Genomic DNA, 18154 nt, shown 5'->3' on the forward strand with positions numbered 1-18154 from the left:
TGACTTAGACAATGTCCATTGTAGGATCGAGACCGGCATACGCCAAGGGACAGGCTGTGCGGAACATCGGACCGACGACCGAGGTCGGCCGATCACTGATGTGCAGGACATGACGCAGGAGGCGCACGTGACGCAGGGACCGCTCACTACGGAGGCCGGCGCGCCGGTAGCCGACAACCAGAACAGCGAGACCGCTGGCGCCGGCGGTCCGGTTCTCGTCCAGGACCAGGCGCTGCTGGAGAAGCTCGCCCACTTCAACCGCGAGCGCATCCCGGAGCGGGTCGTGCACGCCCGCGGCGCCGGTGCGTACGGCACCTTCACGCTGACCCGCGACGTCTCGCAGTGGACCCGGGCGAAGTTCCTCTCCGAGGTCGGCAAGCAGACCGAGACCTTCCTGCGCTTCTCCACCGTCGCGGGCAACCTCGGCTCCGCCGACGCCGTGCGCGACCCCCGCGGCTTCGCGCTGAAGTTCTACACCGAAGAGGGCAACTACGACCTCGTCGGCAACAACACCCCGGTGTTCTTCATCAAGGACGCCATCAAGTTCCCCGACTTCATCCACACCCAGAAGCGCGACCCGTACACCGGCTCGCAGGAGGCGGACAACGTCTGGGACTTCTGGGGGCTGTCGCCCGAGTCGACGCACCAGGTGACCTGGCTCTTCGGCGACCGCGGCATCCCGGCCACGCTGCGCCACATGAACGGGTACGGCTCGCACACCTACCAGTGGAACAACGAGGCCGGCGAGGTCTTCTGGGTCAAGTACCACTTCAAGACCGACCAGGGCATCAAGAACCTCACCGCGGACGAGGCCAACAAGCTCGCCGGCGAGGACCCCGACAGCCACCAGCGTGATCTGCGCGAGTCGATCGAGCGCGGTGACTTCCCGTCCTGGACGGTGCAGGTCCAGATCATGCCCGCGGCGGACGCGGCCGGCTACCGCTTCAACCCGTTCGACCTCACCAAGGTGTGGCCGCACGCGGACTACCCGCCGATCGAGATCGGCAAGCTGGAGCTCAACCGCAACCCGCAGAACGTCTTCGCCGAGGTCGAGCAGTCGATCTTCAGCCCCGCGCACTTCGTGCCGGGCATCGGTCCCTCCCCGGACAAGATGCTCCAGGGCCGGCTCTTCGCCTACGGCGACGCCCACCGCTACCGCGTCGGCATCAACGCCGACCACCTGCCGGTGAACCGCCCGCACGCCACCGAGGCGCGGACCAACAGCCGGGACGGTTTCCTCTACGACGGCCGTCACCAGGGCGCCAAGAACTACGAGCCGAACAGCTTCGGCGGCCCGTCCCAGACGGACCGCCCGCTGTGGCAGCCGCTCCCGGTCACCGGCACCACCGGTAACACCGAGGCCCCCGTCCACGCCGAGGACAACGACTTCGTGCAGGCGGGCAACCTCTACCGGCTCTACTCGGAGGACGAGAAGACCCGACTGATCGAGAACCTCGCCGGGTTCATCGCCAAGGTCTCGCGCGACGACATCGCCGAGCGCGCGATCAACAACTTCCGCCAGGCGGACGGCGACTTCGGCAAGCGGCTGGAAGCCGCGGTCCAGGCCCTCCGCGGCTGACCGGACGCCTGTCGTCGACCGTGGGCCGGATCCCCTCGCGGGGGTCCGGCCCACCGGTCGTTCCCGGCCGACCGCACGCCGGGCGACCGGTCAGCCGGCGGCCGCGACCGTACGACGGACGGGCGCCCAGCAGCGGATGATGTCGCGCACCGACACGATGCCCACCGGCCCCTCGCCGTCCAGCACGATCAGATGCCGGAACCCGCCGTGCGTCATGGCTGCCGCGGCCTCCTCCAGCGTCCAGGCCGGGGCGGCGAACACCACGTCGGTGGTGGTGTGGGCGGACGCGGTCTCCCGGTCGGGGTCCAGCCCCGATCCGAGCGCGTCGAGGATGTCGCGCTCGGTGATGATGCCGAGCCCGCAGGTGTCCGGATCGTGGACGACAGCTGCCCCGATGCGGCGGGCCGACATCAGCCGGGCCGCCTGGCGGAGCGTATGGGTGGGGCCGATGGTGAGGACCACCGTGCTCATGGCGTCACGGACGAGCATGTAACGAGCCACCTCCTCGGCGAGCCGACTCCGTGAGCCGATTCACAAGTTCACAAGTGGGGGGACTCTCAGAGTCGCACCCTTGGGGCGGGTCGACAAGGGGTGGGTGAAGCGTGGGGAGGGCGCGCGAAAAGCACACAACGCGCCCCTGGCACGTCTCGCGGACCGTACGGTTTCGGACGGAACCGAAAGGGGCGGTCAGTACCGCTGGTTCAGATAGCCCAGCAGCTCGTCGTGGAGCGGCCCGTTGGAGGCCGCCGCGTTTCCGCCGCCCGGACCGTCCACCCCGTCCAGCGAGGTGAACCGGCCGCCCGCCTCCTGCACGATGATCGCGGTCGCCGCCATGTCCCACAGCGACAGCTCCGGCTCCGCGCAGATGTCCACGGAACCCTCGGCGACCATCATGTACGGCCAGAAGTCCCCGTACCCCCGCGTCCGCCAGCAGGCCCGGGTGAGGTCCAGGAGGCCGTCGAGCCGGCCCTGCGCCTCCCAGCCGGCCAGCGAGGAGAACGCGAACGAGGAGTCGGCGATCCGCTCCACCTCCGACACGTGCATCCGGGTCGCGGAGGTGAGGCTGCGGCCGGTGAACGCGCCCGCGCCCTTCGCCGCCCACCAGCGCCGGTTCAGCGCGGGCGCGGAGACCACGCCCATCACCGGCTGGAACCCTTCCTCGCCCGCCTCCATCAGCGAGATCAGCGTCGCCCACACCGGCACGCCGCGCACATAGTTCTTGGTGCCGTCGATCGGGTCGATCACCCAGCGCCGCGGTCCGCTGCCCTCGATCCCGTACTCCTCGCCCAGGATCGCGTCCCTCGGGCGGGCCCGCTGCAGGTGGCCCCGGATCAGCTCCTCGGCGGCCTTGTCGGCCTCGCTCACCGGCGTCATGTCCGGCTTGGTCTCCACCTTCAGGTCGAGAGCCTTGAACCGGTCCATCGTCACCGCGTCGGCGGCGTCCGCCAGTACGTGGGCCAGGCGCAGATCATCGTGGTAGTCGGGCATGGCGTCACAGTATCCAGCGCCGCCGGGCGCGGGCTACAGCGCCCCCGCGCCGGCCGGGACCCTTGACAGCCCCCGGCGGCGCGTCAAGTCTGAACCGCAGGGTCCCGGGGCGGGGAGGCGACGATGCCGACAGCGCGGCAGGCACTGCTGGACGCCGCCCTCAGGGCGCTGGACGAGGGGCCCTGGCGCACGGTGCGCATGGTTGACGTCGCGGCCCTGGCCGGCGTCTCGCGGCAGACCCTCTACAACGAGTTCGGCACGAAGGGCGGACTGGCCGGGGCCCTGCTGAGACGGGCCGCCGACGGCTATCTCGCCGGGGTGGACCGCGCCCTGACCGCCCCCGCCCCCGACCGTCCGGCCGCCGTCGCGCTCTGGACCGTACGGGCCGCCCGCCAGGACCCGCTGGTCAAGGCGCTGCTCACGGGGTACTGGGCGGAGGGGCTGCCCCGCCCTGGACGTCTGCCGGGCCCCCGGGGGCGTACAGGTGAGAGACCGCCGCCGACCCCCGGGGAGCTGCTCGCGCTCGTACGCGACCGGATGGTGGCGGTGTCGCCCGGGGTCGCCGCCGGGCGCTGCGAGATCGCCTTACGCCTCGCGCTGTCGTGTGTGATCGTTCCGGTGCCGGGCGACGACGCCGCGGACAACCGTGCGCTGGGACTCGTACGGGAAGGGGCGCGGGCTGCGGTTCCGGGGGGTCTCAGTGGGCCGAGCCGGACAGCTGGAGGCCGATCACCCCGATGATCACCAGCGAGATCGACACCAGCTTCAGCGTGGAGACCACGTCACCGAGGAAGACCATGCCGTAGATCGCCGTCCCGGCCGCCCCGATCCCGGTCCACACCGCGTACGCCGGACCGACGTCGAGCTTCTTCAGCGCCAGGGTCAGCAGACCGAAACTGCCCAGCGCGAACGCGGCGAACGCGATGGTCGGCCAGAGCCGGGTGAATCCGTGGGAGAGCTTCAGACACACGGCGAAGCCGGTCTCCAGCAGTCCTGCGACCACGACCAGCAGCCAGGGCATCGTCAGTTGCCTCCCGCGTAGGTGACCGGCATCGGTTCGGGATCGTACCCAGCGGACGGCAGGATGCACCGTCCGCTCGGTGCGATTATGCCTTTACCGGTCGTTGAAGGCCGCAAACATGCCCGCGCCGCCCCGGCCGGTTCCGGCCGGATGGGCCGTCAGTCACCCTCGCGCCGTTCCCGGGTCGCCAGCAGTCGGCGCAGGGAGTCCAGGCGGGCCGGGTCGGCGTGCCCCTCCGCCACCCAGGCGTCCAGGGCGCACTCCGGCTGGTTCTCGTCGTGGGTGCAGCCGCGCGGGCAGTTCTCGGTGCCCGGTTGCAGATCCGGGAAGGCGTTGATGACCCGGGACGGGTCCACGTGGTGCAGCCCGAAGGAGCGCACTCCCGGCGTGTCGACCACCCAGCCCCGGTCGCCGGGCAGCGGCAGCGCGAGGGCCGAGGTGGTGGTGTGCCGCCCCCGGCCGGTGACCGCGTTGACGATGCCGGTGGTCCGCCGTCTGTCCTTCGGCACCAGGGCGTTGACCAGCGTCGTCTTGCCGACCCCGGAGTGCCCGACGAAGGCGGTGACGCGGTCGTTGAGGAACGCGCGCACCCGGTCCGCCGCGTCGCCGCTCTCCAGCTCCTCGCGGCTGGTCACGATGTACGGGACGCCGAGCGGGGTGTACGCCTCCAGCAGCTTGTCCGCAGACGCCAGGTCGGACTTGGTCAGTACCAGGAGCGGGGTGAGGCCGCCGTCGTACGCCGCCACCAGACAGCGGTCGATCATGCGCGGGCGGGGCTCCGGGTCGGCCAGCGCGGTGACGATCGCCAGCTGGTCCGCGTTGGCGACGACGACGCGCTCGTACGGGTCGTCGTCGTCCGCCGTGCGACGCAGCACCGTGCGGCGCGGGGCGATGCGCACGATCCGGGCCAGGGTGTCCTTCTCGCCGGAGAGGTCGCCGACGATGGAGACGGTGTCGCCCACCACGGCGGCCTTGCGGCCCAGCTCGCGGGCCTTCATCGCCACCACGGTCCGGCCCTCGACGAGGCAGGTGAGCCGGCCACGGTCGACGGTGAGGACCATGCCGTCCTCGGCGTCCTCGTGCTTGGGCCGGATGTGCGTACGCGGGCGGTTGCCCTTGCGGTTGGGGCGGACGCGGATGTCGTCCTCGTCGGGGTTCTTCCCGTAGCGGCGCATGATTCCTAGGCCCCGAGCATTCCGGTCCACATGTCCGGGAAGTCCGGCAGGGTCTTGGCGGTCGTGCCCACGTTCTCGATCTCCACGCCCTTCACCGCCAGGCCGATGATCGCCCCGGCGGTGGCCATGCGGTGGTCGTCGTACGTGTGGAAGACGCCACCGTGCAGCGGGCGCGGGCGGATGTGCAGCCCGTCCGCCGTCTCGGTGACATCGCCGCCGAGCTCGTTGATCTCCTTGGTCAGCGCGGCCAGCCGGTCCGTCTCGTGCAACCGCAGATGGGCGACGCCGCTCAGCGTGGAGGGGGAGTCGGCCAGCGCCGCGACCGCCGCGATGCCCGGGGTCAGCTCGCCGACCTCGCCGAGGTCCACGTCGATGCCGTGGATACGGCCCGTGCCGGTGAAGGTCAGCCCGCGCTCGGTCAGCTCGCAGCTGCCGCCCATCGCGGTGAAGATCTCGCGCAGCGCGTCACCCGGCTGGGTGGTGCGCTCGGGCCAGTCGGGGATCGTCACCCGGCCGCCGGTCACCAGGGCGGCGGCCAGGAACGGCTGGGCGTTGGACAGGTCCGGCTCGATCGTCAGATCCCGGCCGAGCAGCGCGGAGGGCGAGACCCGCCACACGTTCGGTTCGCCGCCCGTCTCCGGCTCGTCCACCTGGGCGCCGACGGCCCGCAGCATGTCGACGGTCATCCGGATGTGCGGCATCGAGGGGAGCGTGGACCCGGTGTGCCGGACCTCCACGCCCTGGTTGAAGCGCGGTCCCGACAGCAGCAGCGCCGAGACGAACTGCGAGGAGGACGAGGCGTCGATCGCCACCGGGCCGCCCTCCAGCGCCCCGCCGCCGTGCACGGTCAGCGGCAGCGCCCCGCGCCCGTCGTCGTCGATCCGCGCGCCGAGCGCCCGCAACCCCTCGATCACGCCGGTCAACGGGCGCTCGTAGGACCGGGGGTCGCCGTCGAAGCGGACCGGGCCGTCGGAGAGTGTGGCGACGGGCGGCAGGAAGCGCATGACCGTGCCGGCGTTGCCGACGTCGACCGTCGCCGGGCCGTGCAGCCCTGCCGGGATGACCCGCCAGGCCTCGCCCGAACTGTCCGGGGAGGCCGCGGCGGACGGGCTGGAGGCGGACGAGGAGGAGACGGTCTCCTCGATCCCGACGCCCATGGCGCGCAGCGCGTCGGCCATGAGCAGGGTGTCGCGGGAGCGCAGCGGGCGGCGCAGCCAGCCGGGCTCGGCGGCCAGGGAGGCGAGCACGAGCGCGCGGTTGGTGACCGATTTGGATCCGGGCACGGTGACGGTCGCGTCGACGGCGCCGCTCGCGTGGGGGGCGGGCCAGAGGGCGGGGTGCACGGGACTCTCGGTCATGGCCATCACTTTAGTGGCTCCGCGCCGACCCGGATCCTGACCAAAAGGGCAGGAACCGGCCCGTAACGAAGGAGTGGTACGGGCCGTGGCGGTCCGGCCCGCCCTCACCACCCCAGCAGCCACCGCCCGCCGCCGATCAGCGAGCACAGCGACACCGCGTGGAAGAGGAACAGCCACAGCACCGCCGGGGCGTGGGTCAGCCGGGCCAGCTGGTCCGCGTCCGAGTCCGGGGCGCCGCCGTGGCGTCGCTTGGACTGGAGCTCGAACGGCGGCCGCACCCCGCCCAGCAGCAGGAACCACACCACCGCGTACGCGAACGCCGACTGGACGTCCGAGGAGGCCAGCCAGGACACCAGCAGGAACACGGTGCCGGTCAGGATGACGGTGAGGGCCCCGTACACATTGCGGATCATCACCAGCATCACCGCGAGCAGGGCCGTCGCCACCCAGAGCAGGAGGGTGATCCTGCCGTTGGTCAGCAGCCAGGCGCCGCCCAGGCCCAGCAGCGAGGGGGCCGTGTAGCCCGCCGCCGCCGTGAGGATCATGCCGATCCCCGTCGGCTTGCCGCGGCTCACGGTCAGGCCGCTGGTGTCCGAGTGCAGCCGGATGCCGGAGAGCTGCCGCCCGGTGAGCAACGCCACCAGACCGTGGCCGCCCTCGTGCGCGATGGTGATGGTGTTGCGCGCGAGCCGCCATATCGGATTCGGCACGACGGCGATCAGCGCCAGGGTGGCCGTCACCACCACCAGCCACTGCTCGGGGGCGGACTGGGTTCCGGTGACGCGATCCCACAGATCGCCCAATTCGGTGCTGTTCATCGGCCGGGCGACTCCTTGCGGTCGGGGCGGGCGGTCGTGGCAGTCTGGCACTTATGTGCGGACGGTATGCGGCGAGCCGGAACCCCGAGGATCTGACCGGGCTCTTCGGCGTCGAGAAGTGGGAACCCACCGAGACCCTGGAGCCGGACTGGAACGTGGCGCCGACCAAGGAGGTCTACGCGGTTCTGGAGCGTCCTGTTAAGGACGCCGACGACCGGCGTCCGGTTCGCCAGCTGCGTGCCCTGAAATGGGGACTCGTGCCCTCCTGGTCGAAGACCCCCGAGGGCGCCGCCCGGATGATCAACGCCCGCGCGGAGACCGTGCACGAGAAGCCCTCCTTCCGCCGCGCCTTCGCCCAGCGCCGCTGCATCCTGCCCGCCGACGGCTACTACGAGTGGGTCACCGGCTCGGAGGAACGGCAGCTGGAGGAGAAGAAGGGCAAGAAGCGGGCCCGCAAGCAGCCGTACTTCGTGACCCCCGCCGACGGGTCGGTCTTCGCGATGGCCGGGCTGTACGAGTTCTGGCGCGACGCGACCCTGCCCGGCGACCACGAGAACGCCTGGTGGGTGACGTGCTCGGTGATCACCACCGAGGCGGAGACCACCCCGCTGGCCGTCGCCCCCGCCGAGGGGCCGGGCGCGCTCGCCGACATCCATCCCCGGATGCCGCTGATGCTCACCCCCGACCGCTGGGACGCCTGGCTGGACCCCGCGCACACGGGCCCCGACGAGCTGCGCGCGCTGCTGGAGCCGCCGCCCGGCGGGCTGATGCGCGCCTACCCGGTCGCCACCACGGTCAGCAACGTGCGCAACAACGGACCCGAACTGCTGGAGGAGCTGGCCGCGCCGGAGGAGTCCACGCTGGTCTGAGCGGCGGGCGGGAGCTGTTGCGAGCGGCGCGGGAGCCGAGCGGCGCGCGGTAGCTGTTCCGGGCGGCGCTCGGGAGCCGGGCGGCGCGCGGGGGAGGATGGCGGAGTGAGCCGTCAACCACGTACACAGAACGTCACCACCGACGCCGGTGAGGCCCGGATCACCTGGGTCCGAGCGCCCGCTCCCCGCCTCGTCCTGGCCGTGAGCCACGGGGCGGGCGGCGGCATCGAGGCCCGCGACCTGAAGGCCCTGGCCGCGACCCTGCCCGGCCACGGCGTCACCGTCGCCCTGGTGGAGCAGCCCTGGCGGGTGGCCGGAAAGAAGGTCGCGCCCGCCCCGAAGACCCTGGACACCGGCTGGCGCGGTCTGTGGCCCGCCCTGGCCGCTCCCGGGCTTCCCGTCGTCTCCGGGGGCCGCAGCGCCGGGGCCCGGGTCGCCTGTCGTACGGCGACGGAGCTGGGCGCGGCCGCCGTCCTCGCGCTCAGCTTCCCGCTGCACCCTCCGGGCAAGCCGGAGAAGTCCCGCGCCGACGAACTGCTGGGGGCGGGCGTGCCCACGCTGGTGGTGCAGGGCGGCAACGATCCCTTCGGCCGGCCCGACGAGTTCCCGCCCGGCCCGTACGAGCTGGCCGAAGTGGACCACGGAGACCACGGGTTCGCGGTGCCGAAGAGGTCCGGGGCGACCGAGGAGCAGACGATGCGCGTCCTCACCGACGCGGTGGCCGGATGGATCGCGTCACTCGGATGACCGGATCCGCCCCGGGGTGACCCGGGCCTCACGCACGTGGCACAGGCCCGGGAATGCTCCGCCCGGAGGCGCTGTTGTTCGGGACGTCGGTACAGATACGTGGTACCCCGGACAACGGGGAGAGGGAGTCCGTCGCATGGGTTCGACCATCTGCCCCAGCCGCTCGAACGCCGCTGACCTGGAGTGGACCGTGCTGCCTGCGGTCAGGACCGGCCACGAGCGGCCGCCGGGCGGTGTTGATCGACAGCCCGTCTCGAAGCAAGGTCGACTATTCTCCGATGCGAGCGGGTCCGGTTTCGGCTCCGCCACATCGTTGGAGGAGGTGGGTCCGGTCACTGGGACCGACACAGGGACCGACGACGGCCGTGCACCGGAGACGTCCGCCGAGCGCAACGCGCGCTTCGAGCGGGACGCCCTCGGTTTTCTCGACCAGATGTACTCGGCCGCGCTGCGCATGACGCGTAACCCGGCCGATGCCGAGGACCTGGTCCAGGAGACCTACGCCAAGGCGTACGGCTCCTTCCACCAGTTCCGTGAGGGTACGAACCTCAAGGCGTGGATGTACCGCATTCTGACCAACACCTTCATCAACTCGTACCGCAAGAAGCAGCGGGAGCCCCAGCGCAGCGCCGCCGAGGAGATCGAGGACTGGCAGCTGGCACGGGCCGAGTCGCACATGTCGACCGGTCTGCGCTCGGCGGAGTCCCAGGCGCTCGACCATCTCCCGGACTCCGACGTGAAGTCGGCGCTCCAGGCGATTCCCGAGGAGTTCCGCATCGCCGTGTATCTCGCCGATGTCGAGGGCTTTGCCTACAAGGAGATCGCGGACATCATGGGGACTCCCATCGGTACGGTGATGTCCCGGCTGCACCGTGGCCGCCGCCAGCTGCGCGGCATGCTGGAGGACTACGCCCGTGAGCGCGGGCTCGTCGCGGCCGGCGCCGGTGGCTCGGACGATCGGAAGGGCTCGGCCTCATGAGCTGCGGAGAGCCGCACGAGACGGATTGCTCGGAGGTACTCGACCATCTCTACGAGTTCCTCGACCGGGAGATGCCCGAGGGCGACTGCACCAAGTTCGAGGTGCACTTCGAGGAGTGCTCCCCGTGCCTGGAGAAGTACGGCCTCGAACAGGCCGTGAAGAAGCTGGTCAAGCGCTGCTGCGGCCAGGACGACGTCCCGACCGACCTGCGCTCCAAGGTGATGGGCCGGATCGACCTGATCCGGGCCGGCGAGGCCGTGCCCGAGCAGGATGTGACCGTGCGGGACCCCGACCGGTCGGCGTCCGCCGCCGAGTAGTCCACCCGCAGATGCACCGGCGGATCCCTGAGGTCCGGTGGGACGGCCGCTGTGCCCCGATCGCCCGGGCACAGCGGCCCACGCATGTCCGGGGCGGCGCTGGAGCGGCTCGGCCCCGGCGTCGGGCGGGGCCACCGGCAACCGGTGGCCGTGACTCCGGGACGCGCCCTCGCGCGGGCGGTCTGGCTCCGGCCGGAGCTGGGTAACCCATGGGTAATGAGCGGGCGTCCGGCCGGGCATGGTTGGATGCGAAAGCAGAGCGAATGACGAGGGTGTCCAGTCGGGACAGGCGGGAATCGTGAGGATCTTCGGGAAGGTACGGCATCGGCCGTCCGCCTCTTGGCGGCAGGCCACGGACCGCGCGTTCACGCTGATCGGCGACGGCCGGTACGAGGACGCGGGGGCGCTGCTGACGCGCGCGGCGGATCTGGAACCCTGGCTCTCGGAGTCCTGGTTCAATCTGGCGCTGCTGCACAAGTTCCGGCACGACTGGGAGCAGGCGAGGGCGGCGGGCCTGCGGGCCGTCGCGCTGCTCGACCGGGAGTCGGGCGCGCCGGACTGGTGGAACGTGGGGATCGCGGCCACCGCCCTCCAGGACTGGCCGTTGGCGCGGCGGGCCTGGCAGGCGTACGGCCTGAAGGTCCCCGGCGGCGGTCAGCACAGCGCGGCCACCACCGAGCCGACCGGTATGGAGCTCGGCAGTGCCGCCGTTCGGCTCTCGCCGGAGGGCGAGGCCGAGGTGGTCTGGGGCCGCCGGCTCGACCCGGCCCGGATCGAGGTGCTCTCGATCCCGCTGCCGTCCTCCGGGCGGCGCTGGGGCGAGGTCGTCCTGCACGACGGGGTGCCCAACGGCGAGCGGGTCACCGCGGCCGGGCCCTCGTATCCGGTGTTCGACGAGATCGAGCTGTGGGCTCCCTCGCCGGTGCCGACCTGGGTGGTGCTGCTGGAGGCGGCGACCGAGGACGACCGGGACGCGCTGGAGAAGCTGGCCTCGGACGCCGGGTTCGCCGCCGAGGACTGGTCCTCCTCCGTGCGGCTGCTGTGCCGGGCGTGCTCGGAGAGCCGGATGGAGAGCGACGAGGGCGACGGGGAGCACCTGGACCCGCACGATCACAGCGAGCCGGGCCACCCCGGGCCGCTGGGCCACCGCACCGCCGGCGCCGGAGATCTGTGGGTCCCGGAGCGGGAGTGCGGTCTCGCGGCCCCCGCCGGGCTGGTGCGCGGGCTGCTGGACGGCTGGGTCGCCGACAGCCCGGACAGCCGTGAGTGGCGGGATCTCGAAGAAGTCTGCTGACCTCTGCCCGTAGGCTGTACGCGCACCGATCGCGGTGCTGTTCCTCCGAGCGCCCGGGTATCCGGGGCTCTCGGGTCACCGAGTCTGAGGTTTTGCAGGAAGGCGTACGGCGGACATGTCGCAGCAGGAGATGGACGGGCGGATCAACGTGGACGACGAGGGGTTCCTCGTCGACACGGAGGACTGCGAGGAGCGCGAGGCGGCCTACCGCGAGCGCGGCACCTCCCGTCCGATCACGGTCGTGGGCAACCCGGTGCTGCACAAGGAGTGCAAGGACGTCACCGCGTTCGACGACGAGCTGGCGCGGCTGATCGACGACATGTTCGCCAGCCAGAAGACGGCCGAGGGCGTCGGCCTGGCCGCCAACCAGATCGGCGTGGACCTGAAGGTCTTCGTCTACGACTGCCCCGACGACGACGGGGTGCGCCACACCGGCGTCATCTGCAACCCGGTCCTGGAGGAGCTGGCCCCCGAGGCGCGGGTGCTGGACGACTCCAACGAGGGCTGCCTCTCGGTCCCGACCGCGTACGCCTCGCTCGCCCGCCCCGACTACGCGGTGGTACGCGGGCAGGACGCGCAGGGCAATCCGGTCAAGGTGCGCGGCAGCGGCTACTTCGCGCGGTGCCTCCAGCACGAGACGGACCACCTGTACGGCTACCTGTACATCGACCGGCTCTCCAAGCGGGAGCGCAAGGACGCGCTGCGGCAGATGGACGAGGGCACTCCGCGCTACGAGGTCGTCCCGAACGCCTGAGGACGCTCCAGCAGGGGCCCGGTACCGGTTGGCCGGTGCCGGGCCCCTGTCGGTTCCCGCTCCACCCCCTGGCAGATAACTGCATTTTCCCCAGAGGTAGTTGACGCGCGTAGCTGTCTGGGCCAGGCTCGCCTGCATACCGACCGTGACGTTCAGAGGGAGACCCCTGTGCTGAGACGCACCGCACGCGTTCTGCTCGGACTTGTCATGACCATTACTTTCGCTCTGGGGGGTGCGGTCCTGACCGCCGGCACCGCCCAGGCCGACGGCTGCTACACCTGGAACCGCACCCTGAAGGCCGGGGCCACCGGCAACGATGTCACCCAGCTCCAGATCCGGGTGGCCGGCTACCCGGGTTACAACGCGGTGCTCGCCATCGACGGCTCCTACGGCCCCGCCACCACCGCCGCCGTCAAGCGGTTCCAGGCGGCCTACGGCCTGGCGGCCGACGGGATCGCCGGTCCCGCCACCCAGTCCAAGCTCTACGCGCTCCAGGACAACGACTGCACGCCGATCCACTTCACGTACCCCGAGCTCAACAAGTGCAACAGCACCTGGGCCGGCGGGAAGGTCGCGGCGGGCACGGCCAAGGCCAACGCGCTGAGCAGCATGTGGAAGCTGGAGGCACTGCGCCACGCGCTGGGCGACCAGTCCATCCGGGTCACCAGCGGCTTCCGCTCCGTCTCCTGCAACGCGGCCGTGGGCGGAGCCTCCAACAGCCGCCACATGTACGGCGACGCGGTCGACCTCGGCGCCTCCCCGCACTCGCTGTGCACGCTGGCCAAGCAGGCCCGCTACCACGGCTTCCGGGGAATCCTCGGCCCGGGCTACAGCGGCCACAACGACCACGTGCACGTCAACCAGGGCCCCAGCCGCTTCTGGTCGGCGCCCAGCTGCGGTATCTGACACACCTCGGATGACCGGCACTCGGTGATCGTGCCCGGCGCGCTCAGGCGACGTCGGGCACGGAGGTGGTCGCCGGGCCCCGGAAGGTGCGGCGGTAGGCGTTCGGTGTGGTGCCCAGCGACCGGACGAACTGGTGTCGCAGGGTCGCCGCCGTACCGAACCCCGTCTGCCCCGCGATCGTGTCGATCGTCAGCTGGGACGTCTCCAGCAGATGCTGGGCCAGCAGCACCCGCTGCCGCAGCAGCCACCGGTAGGGCGTGGTCCCGGTCTCCTGCTGGAACCGCCGGGCGAAGGTGCGCGGCGACATGTGCGCCAGCGCCGCCAGCTGCTCCACGCTCATCTCCTGGTCGAGGTGCTGCTCCATCCAGGCCAGCGTCGAGCCGACCGTGTCGCAGGAGCTCCGGGGCAGCGGGCGGCTGATGTACTGCGCCTGCCCGCCGTCCCGGTGCGGCGGCACCACCATCCGCCGGGCGAGGGTGTTGGCCGCCTCCTGGCCGTACTCCTGCCGGATCAGGTGCAGGCACGCGTCGATCCCGGCGGCGGTCCCCGCCGAGCTGATCACCGCGCCCTCGTCCACGTACAGCACGTCCGGCTCGACGACGGCCTTCGGGAAGCGCCGTGACAACTCCGCCGCGTGCCGCCAGTGCGTGGTGCAGCGGCGGCCGTCCAGCAGCCCGGCCGCGCCCAGGACGTACGCCCCCGAGCAGACGCTCAGCACCCGTGAGCCGCGCGCGACGGCCCGGCGCAGGGCGTCGAGCACTTCCTCGGGATACTCCCGCCGCATGAAGTGGCTGCCCGCCGGCACGGCGATGAGGTCGGCCTCCTCCAGCCGCTCCAGGCCGTGCGGCGTGGAGATGGTGAAACCCGCGTGGGTGTTCAGGACGGGGCCCTCGGCGGAGACCACCGCGAAATCGTGCACCGGCAGGCCGTCGTCGCTGCGGTCCAGGCCGAACACCTCGCACAGGACGCCGAGTTCGAAAGGGTGGACCTCATCGAGGAGGAGGGCGGCGACATTGGTCAGCATGGGGTGAGTGTGGCAGCTATTTGATGTCCCATGGCAGTCCTGCCACTGATGATTCTCGGTCCGGCGGTCCAGAGTAGAGGCATGAACACATTCCTGAACTACCTGGTCGTAGCAGCACTTTTCGCCCTCGTCCTCGCACCCGTGGCGCTCGGCGTCGCCCGCGAACGCCGTATCGACCGCCAGCTGCGGGAGGCGGAACGGGGGCGGCGGGCCGCCGGGCCCCCGGAAACGCGGAGCGCCGCACAGCCCGTGACGGCTGAGCGGCGCCCCTACCTCAGAAGCTGGGCCAGGGTCTGAGAGCCCCCTCGGTCCCGGAGGGTCTAGAAGTCGTCGTCGAACCCGACCGAGCCCTCCACAGCCACCTGGTACGCGGACGGGCGGCGCTCGAAGAAGTTCGTCAGCTCCTGGACGCCCTGGAGCTCCATGAAGGAGAACGGGTTCTCCGAGCCGTACACCGTCGGGAAGCCGAGGCGGGCGAGCCGCTGGTCGGCGACGCACTCCAGGTACTGGCGCATCGACTCGGTGTTCATGCCCGGCAGGCCCTCGCCGCACAGGTCGCGGCCGAACTGCAGCTCCGCCTCGACCGCTTCCCGCAGCATGTCGGTGACCTGCTGCTCCAGCGCGTCGTCGAAGAGCTCCGGCTCCTCCTTGCGGACGGTGTCCACGACCTCGAACGCGAAGTTCATGTGCATCGTCTCGTCACGGAACACCCAGTTGGTGCCCGTGGCGAGACCGTGCAGCAGACCCCGCGAGCGGAACCAGTACACGTACGCGAACGCGCCGTAGAAGAACAGTCCCTCGATGCAGGCCGCGAAGCAGATCAGGTTCAGCAGGAAACGGCGGCGGTCGGCCTTCGTCTCCAGCCGGTCGATCTTCTCGACCGAATCCATCCACTTGAAGCAGAACTGCGCCTTCTCGCGGATCGAGGGGATCTCCTCGACCGCGTCGAACGCCGCCGCCCGGTCGTCCGGGTCGGGCAGATAGGTGTCCAGCAGCGTCAGATAGAACTGGACGTGCACGGCCTCCTCGAAGAGCTGCCGCGACAGGTACAGCCGCGCCTCGGGGGAGTTGATGTGCTTGTACAGCGTCAGCACGAGGTTGTTGGAGACGATCGAGTCACCGGTCGCGAAGAACGCCACCAGCCGGCCGATCATGTGCTGCTCGCCCGGCGACAGCTTGGCGAGGTCGGAGACGTCCGAGTGGAGGTCGACCTCCTCCACGGTCCAGGTGTTCTTGATCGCGTCCCGGTAGCGCTCGTAGAAGTCCGGGTAGCGCATGGGACGCAGGGTCAGCTCGAAGCCCGGGTCGAGCAGGTTCTTGTCGTCGTTGGTGCTCATTACTGGCAGGCCTCGCAGGACTCGGGGTTTTCCAGGGAGCAGGCGATGGCGTCCGCGTCGGGAGCCGACGCCTGCTGTACGGGGATGGGGGCAGCGGCCGACGCCTGGCCGGACGCGGCACGGGCGATCCGGGTCGCCGGGCGCGAGCGCAGGTAGTACGTCGTCTTCAGCCCCTGCTTCCAGGCGTACGCGTACATCGAGGAGAGCTTGCCGATCGTCGGCGTCTCCAGGAACAGGTTGAGCGACTGGCTCTGGTCGAGGAACGGCGTACGGGCCGCCGCCATGTCGATCAGACCGCGCTGCGGGATCTCCCACGCCGTGCGGTACAGCGCGCGTACGTCGTCGGGGATCCAGGCGAAGCCCTGCACGGAGCCGCTCGCCTCGCGCAGCGCCTCGCGGGTGCGGGCGTCCCACACGCCGAGCTGCTTCAGCTCGTCCACCAGGTAGGCGTTGACCTGGAGGAACTCACCGCTGAGCGTCTCGCGCTTGAACAGGTTGGAGACCTGCGGCTCGATGCACTCGTACACCCCGGCGATCGAGGCGATCGTGGCGGTCGGCGCGATGGCCAGCAGCAGCGAGTTGCGCATGCCGGTCTTCGCGATCCGGGCGCGCAGGGCGTCCCAGCGCTCCGGCCAGTTCAGCTCGGTGTCGTAGTGGTCGGGGTGCAGCACACCGCGCGCGGCCCGGGTCTCCGACCAGGCCGGCAGGGGGCCGGAGCGCTCGGCGAGGTCGCAGGACGCCTCGTACGCGGCCAGCATGATGCGCTCGGAGATCTTCGTGGAGAGCGCGCGGGCCTCGGGGGAGTCGAACGGCAGCCGCAGCTGGAAGAAGACGTCCTGGAGACCCATCGCGCCCAGGCCCACCGGCCGCCAGCGGGAGTTGGAGCGCCCGGCCTGCTCGGTCGGGTAGAAGTTGATGTCGACGACCCGGTCCAGAAAGGTCACCGCGGTACGGACCGTGGCGTCCAGGCGGTCCCAGTCGATCGAGCCGTCCGCCACGAACGCGCCGAGGTTGACCGAACCCAGGTTGCAGACGGCCGTCTCACCGTCGTCGGTGACTTCGAGGATCTCGGTGCACAGGTTCGAGGAGTGGACGACCCGGCCCGGCTCGGCGGTCTGGTTCGCGGTCCGGTTGGAGGCGTCCTTGAACGTCATCCAGCCCTGGCCGGTCTGCGCGAGGGTCCGCATCATCCGGCCGTACAGCTCACGCGCGGGAATCGTCCTGCGGGCCAGGCCCTTGGCCTCGGCCGCCCGGTAGGCCGCGTCGAACGCGTCGCCCCACAGATCGACCAGCTCGGGCACGTCGGCGGGGGAGAACAGCGACCACTCGGTGTCCGCGTCGACCCGGCGCATGAACTCGTCGGGGATCCAGTGCGCCAGGTTCAGGTTGTGCGTACGCCGCTGGTCCTCGCCCGTGTTGTCGCGGAGCTCCAGGAACTCCTCGATGTCCGCGTGCCAGGTCTCCAGGTAGACCGCCGCCGCGCCCTTGCGCCGGCCGCCCTGGTTCACCGCCGCCACGGAGGCGTCCAGCGTCTTCAGGAACGGCACGATGCCGTTGGAGTGCCCGTTGGTGCCCCGGATCAGCGAACCCCGGGCGCGGATGCGGGAGTACGACAGACCGATGCCGCCCGCGTGCTTGGAGAGCCGCGCCACCTGGTGGTAGCGGTCGTAGATCGAGTCCAGCTCGTCCTTGGGCGAGTCCAGCAGGTAGCAGGAGGACATCTGCGGGTGGCGGGTGCCGGAGTTGAAGAGCGTGGGGGAGGAGGGGAGGTAGTCCAGCCGGCTCATCAGCCCGTAGAGCGCGGCGACCTCGTCCAGCGCCCGCACCGACTCGTCCTCGGCGAGGCCCGCGGCCACGCGCAGCATGAAGTGCTGCGGGGTCTCGATGACCTGCCGGGTGATCGGGTGGCGCAGCAGGTAGCGGCTGTGCAGCGTCCGCAGACCGAAGTAGCCGAAGCGGTCGTCGGCGCCGTCCGCCAGGGCCTGCTCGACGAGCTGGTCGAGGGAGGCGGAGTGGAGTGCGACGAACGCGGCGGCGCGGTCGGCGATCAGGCCCTCGCGGTGGCCCACGGCGACCGAGGCGGAGAAGGACGTCGCGCCCTGGCCCGCGGCCTCGTCCGCGATCGTGCGCGTCAGCAACCGGGCGGCGAGCCGGGAGTACGCCGGGTCCTCGGAGATGAGCCCCGCGGCGGCCTCGGTGGCCAGCGAGCGCAGCTCCGCCTCGTCGGAGCGGGCGTTGCGTCCGCGCAGCGCGGCAGCGGCGACCCGTCCGGGGTCGGTGTCGGGAAGATCGACGGTGAGGTCGGTCAGGGTCCGCAGCAGGGCGGTCCCGGGTCCGTCGTTCGTGCCTGCTCCGGACGTGGTGGAGGCAGCGGATTCGGTGGCTGAAACCGGATCGGCGGGCGCGATGGTCACTGGGCTTTCCCTCGCTCGGCAGGGGCCGGCGGCAGGCGGGGAAGCCGGGCAGCGCGAAACCCGGGGCAGGGCAG

The 18154-nt window shown here is 71.2% G+C and carries 19 protein-coding genes; 10 read left to right on the forward strand and 9 right to left on the reverse strand.

The genetic code is table 11. From position 1 onward, the window contains the following. Positions 1-109: 109 nt before the first annotated feature. Positions 110-1579: a catalase gene (locus tag ACH4KB_RS01420; protein WP_398062481.1), complete on the forward strand. Its 1470-nt coding sequence runs from the start codon at positions 110-112 to the stop codon at positions 1577-1579. Positions 1580-1669: 90 nt separating this feature from the next. Here ACH4KB_RS01420 and ACH4KB_RS01425 read toward each other — a convergent pair whose 3' ends face one another. Both ACH4KB_RS01425 and hisN read right to left on the reverse strand, forming a co-directional pair. Then, the gene (locus tag ACH4KB_RS01425) at positions 1670-2068 is read right to left on the reverse strand and encodes a cyclic nucleotide-binding/CBS domain-containing protein (protein WP_398062483.1); all 399 of its coding nucleotides are present in this window, start codon (positions 2066-2068) and stop codon (positions 1670-1672) included. A gap of 198 nt (positions 2069-2266) precedes the next feature. Continuing rightward, the gene (gene hisN, locus ACH4KB_RS01430; RefSeq protein ID WP_398062485.1) at positions 2267-3067 is read right to left on the reverse strand and encodes a histidinol-phosphatase; all 801 of its coding nucleotides are present in this window, start codon (positions 3065-3067) and stop codon (positions 2267-2269) included. A gap of 123 nt (positions 3068-3190) precedes the next feature. Here hisN and ACH4KB_RS01435 point away from each other — a divergent pair, with 123 nt between their 5' ends. Further along, positions 3191-3808, forward strand: a complete 618-nt coding sequence (locus ACH4KB_RS01435; RefSeq protein ID WP_398062487.1) for a TetR/AcrR family transcriptional regulator — start codon at positions 3191-3193, stop codon at positions 3806-3808. On the opposite strand, the gene ACH4KB_RS01440 is transcribed toward ACH4KB_RS01435, so the two are convergent. The 4 genes from ACH4KB_RS01440 to ACH4KB_RS01455 all read right to left on the reverse strand — a co-directional run bounded on the left by ACH4KB_RS01440 (position 3765) and on the right by ACH4KB_RS01455 (position 7439). Next, positions 3765-4088 carry a multidrug efflux SMR transporter gene (locus tag ACH4KB_RS01440; protein ID WP_097866095.1) on the reverse strand — a complete coding sequence of 108 codons (324 nt, stop codon included), beginning with the start codon at positions 4086-4088 and terminating at the stop codon, positions 3765-3767. The two genes, ACH4KB_RS01435 and ACH4KB_RS01440, sit on opposite strands and share 44 nt — an antisense overlap. Positions 4089-4246: 158 nt before the next feature. After that, the gene (gene rsgA, locus ACH4KB_RS01445) at positions 4247-5263 is read right to left on the reverse strand and encodes a ribosome small subunit-dependent GTPase A (RefSeq protein WP_398062489.1); all 1017 of its coding nucleotides are present in this window, start codon (positions 5261-5263) and stop codon (positions 4247-4249) included. 5 nt (positions 5264-5268) lie between these two features. Beyond that, positions 5269-6621: a 3-phosphoshikimate 1-carboxyvinyltransferase gene (gene aroA / locus ACH4KB_RS01450; protein ID WP_398062491.1), complete on the reverse strand. Its 1353-nt coding sequence runs from the start codon at positions 6619-6621 to the stop codon at positions 5269-5271. A gap of 104 nt (positions 6622-6725) precedes the next feature. Further along, entirely contained in the window at positions 6726-7439 is a 714-nt protein-coding gene (locus ACH4KB_RS01455; protein WP_398062493.1) for a M50 family metallopeptidase, read from the reverse strand. A gap of 53 nt (positions 7440-7492) precedes the next feature. Here ACH4KB_RS01455 and ACH4KB_RS01460 point away from each other — a divergent pair, with 53 nt between their 5' ends. The 7 genes from ACH4KB_RS01460 (at position 7493) to ACH4KB_RS01490 (ending at position 13305) form a co-directional block, all read left to right on the forward strand. Beyond that, positions 7493-8308, forward strand: coding sequence for an SOS response-associated peptidase (locus ACH4KB_RS01460; RefSeq protein ID WP_398062495.1), 816 nt, complete (start codon positions 7493-7495; stop codon positions 8306-8308). 105 nt (positions 8309-8413) lie between these two features. Next, a complete protein-coding gene (locus ACH4KB_RS01465; RefSeq protein WP_398062497.1) occupies positions 8414-9055 on the forward strand; it encodes an alpha/beta family hydrolase in 642 nt (213 codons plus the stop codon). Positions 9056-9377: 322 nt separating this feature from the next. Next, positions 9378-10034 carry a sigma-70 family RNA polymerase sigma factor gene (locus tag ACH4KB_RS01470; protein WP_274033149.1) on the forward strand — a complete coding sequence of 219 codons (657 nt, stop codon included), beginning with the start codon at positions 9378-9380 and terminating at the stop codon, positions 10032-10034. Further along, complete coding sequence (rsrA, locus tag ACH4KB_RS01475; RefSeq protein ID WP_398062499.1) at positions 10031-10351, forward strand: mycothiol system anti-sigma-R factor; 321 nt, start codon at positions 10031-10033, stop codon at positions 10349-10351. Before ACH4KB_RS01470 ends, rsrA begins: the two co-directional genes overlap by 4 nt. A gap of 298 nt (positions 10352-10649) precedes the next feature. Further along, positions 10650-11645 (forward strand): hypothetical protein, encoded by a 996-nt coding sequence (locus ACH4KB_RS01480; RefSeq protein WP_018959149.1) that lies wholly within the window; start codon positions 10650-10652, stop codon positions 11643-11645. Between the two features lie 115 nt (positions 11646-11760). Continuing rightward, the gene (gene def / locus ACH4KB_RS01485; protein ID WP_398062501.1) at positions 11761-12399 is read left to right on the forward strand and encodes a peptide deformylase; all 639 of its coding nucleotides are present in this window, start codon (positions 11761-11763) and stop codon (positions 12397-12399) included. A 168-nt stretch (positions 12400-12567) separates the two neighbouring features. Next, positions 12568-13305, forward strand: a complete 738-nt coding sequence (locus ACH4KB_RS01490) for a D-Ala-D-Ala carboxypeptidase family metallohydrolase (protein WP_018959147.1) — start codon at positions 12568-12570, stop codon at positions 13303-13305. A 43-nt stretch (positions 13306-13348) separates the two neighbouring features. On the opposite strand, the gene ACH4KB_RS01495 is transcribed toward ACH4KB_RS01490, so the two are convergent. Then, complete coding sequence (locus tag ACH4KB_RS01495) at positions 13349-14329, reverse strand: helix-turn-helix domain-containing protein (protein ID WP_398062503.1); 981 nt, start codon at positions 14327-14329, stop codon at positions 13349-13351. 81 nt (positions 14330-14410) lie between these two features. On the opposite strand from ACH4KB_RS01495, the gene ACH4KB_RS01500 reads away from it, so the two are divergent. Further along, positions 14411-14626, forward strand: a complete 216-nt coding sequence (locus ACH4KB_RS01500; RefSeq protein ID WP_398062505.1) for a hypothetical protein — start codon at positions 14411-14413, stop codon at positions 14624-14626. A 23-nt stretch (positions 14627-14649) separates the two neighbouring features. On the opposite strand, the gene ACH4KB_RS01505 is transcribed toward ACH4KB_RS01500, so the two are convergent. After that, entirely contained in the window at positions 14650-15666 is a 1017-nt protein-coding gene (locus tag ACH4KB_RS01505; protein ID WP_056700676.1) for a ribonucleotide-diphosphate reductase subunit beta, read from the reverse strand. Next, a complete protein-coding gene (locus ACH4KB_RS01510) occupies positions 15666-18080 on the reverse strand; it encodes a ribonucleoside-diphosphate reductase subunit alpha (RefSeq protein ID WP_398062507.1) in 2415 nt (804 codons plus the stop codon). Before ACH4KB_RS01510 ends, ACH4KB_RS01505 begins: the two co-directional genes overlap by 1 nt. Between the last annotated feature and the right edge of the window lie 74 nt (positions 18081-18154).

The sequence above is a fragment of the Streptomyces sp. NPDC017520 genome, from assembly GCF_044329855.1.
In the GTDB taxonomy this organism is placed as follows: domain Bacteria; phylum Actinomycetota; class Actinomycetes; order Streptomycetales; family Streptomycetaceae; genus Streptomyces.

Excerpts from the sequence above, each read along its gene's own strand:
- ACH4KB_RS01435 (WP_398062487.1), top strand. The coding sequence starts at position 3,191 with ATGCCGACAGCGCGGCAGGCACTGCTGGACGCCGCCCTCAGGGCGCTG.
- ACH4KB_RS01455 (WP_398062493.1), bottom strand. The coding sequence starts at position 7,439 with ATGAACAGCACCGAATTGGGCGATCTGTGGGATCGCGTCACCGGAACC.
- rsrA (WP_398062499.1), top strand. The coding sequence starts at position 10,031 with ATGAGCTGCGGAGAGCCGCACGAGACGGATTGCTCGGAGGTACTCGAC.
- rsgA (WP_398062489.1), bottom strand. The coding sequence starts at position 5,263 with ATGCGCCGCTACGGGAAGAACCCCGACGAGGACGACATCCGCGTCCGC.
- ACH4KB_RS01460 (WP_398062495.1), top strand. The coding sequence starts at position 7,493 with ATGTGCGGACGGTATGCGGCGAGCCGGAACCCCGAGGATCTGACCGGG.
- def (WP_398062501.1), top strand. The coding sequence starts at position 11,761 with ATGTCGCAGCAGGAGATGGACGGGCGGATCAACGTGGACGACGAGGGG.
- ACH4KB_RS01500 (WP_398062505.1), top strand. The coding sequence starts at position 14,411 with ATGAACACATTCCTGAACTACCTGGTCGTAGCAGCACTTTTCGCCCTC.
- hisN (WP_398062485.1), bottom strand. The coding sequence starts at position 3,067 with ATGCCCGACTACCACGATGATCTGCGCCTGGCCCACGTACTGGCGGAC.
- ACH4KB_RS01505 (WP_056700676.1), bottom strand. The coding sequence starts at position 15,666 with ATGAGCACCAACGACGACAAGAACCTGCTCGACCCGGGCTTCGAGCTG.
- ACH4KB_RS01440 (WP_097866095.1), bottom strand. The coding sequence starts at position 4,088 with ATGCCCTGGCTGCTGGTCGTGGTCGCAGGACTGCTGGAGACCGGCTTC.
- ACH4KB_RS01425 (WP_398062483.1), bottom strand. The coding sequence starts at position 2,068 with ATGCTCGTCCGTGACGCCATGAGCACGGTGGTCCTCACCATCGGCCCC.
- ACH4KB_RS01420 (WP_398062481.1), top strand. The coding sequence starts at position 110 with ATGACGCAGGAGGCGCACGTGACGCAGGGACCGCTCACTACGGAGGCC.
- ACH4KB_RS01495 (WP_398062503.1), bottom strand. The coding sequence starts at position 14,329 with ATGCTGACCAATGTCGCCGCCCTCCTCCTCGATGAGGTCCACCCTTTC.
- aroA (WP_398062491.1), bottom strand. The coding sequence starts at position 6,621 with ATGACCGAGAGTCCCGTGCACCCCGCCCTCTGGCCCGCCCCCCACGCG.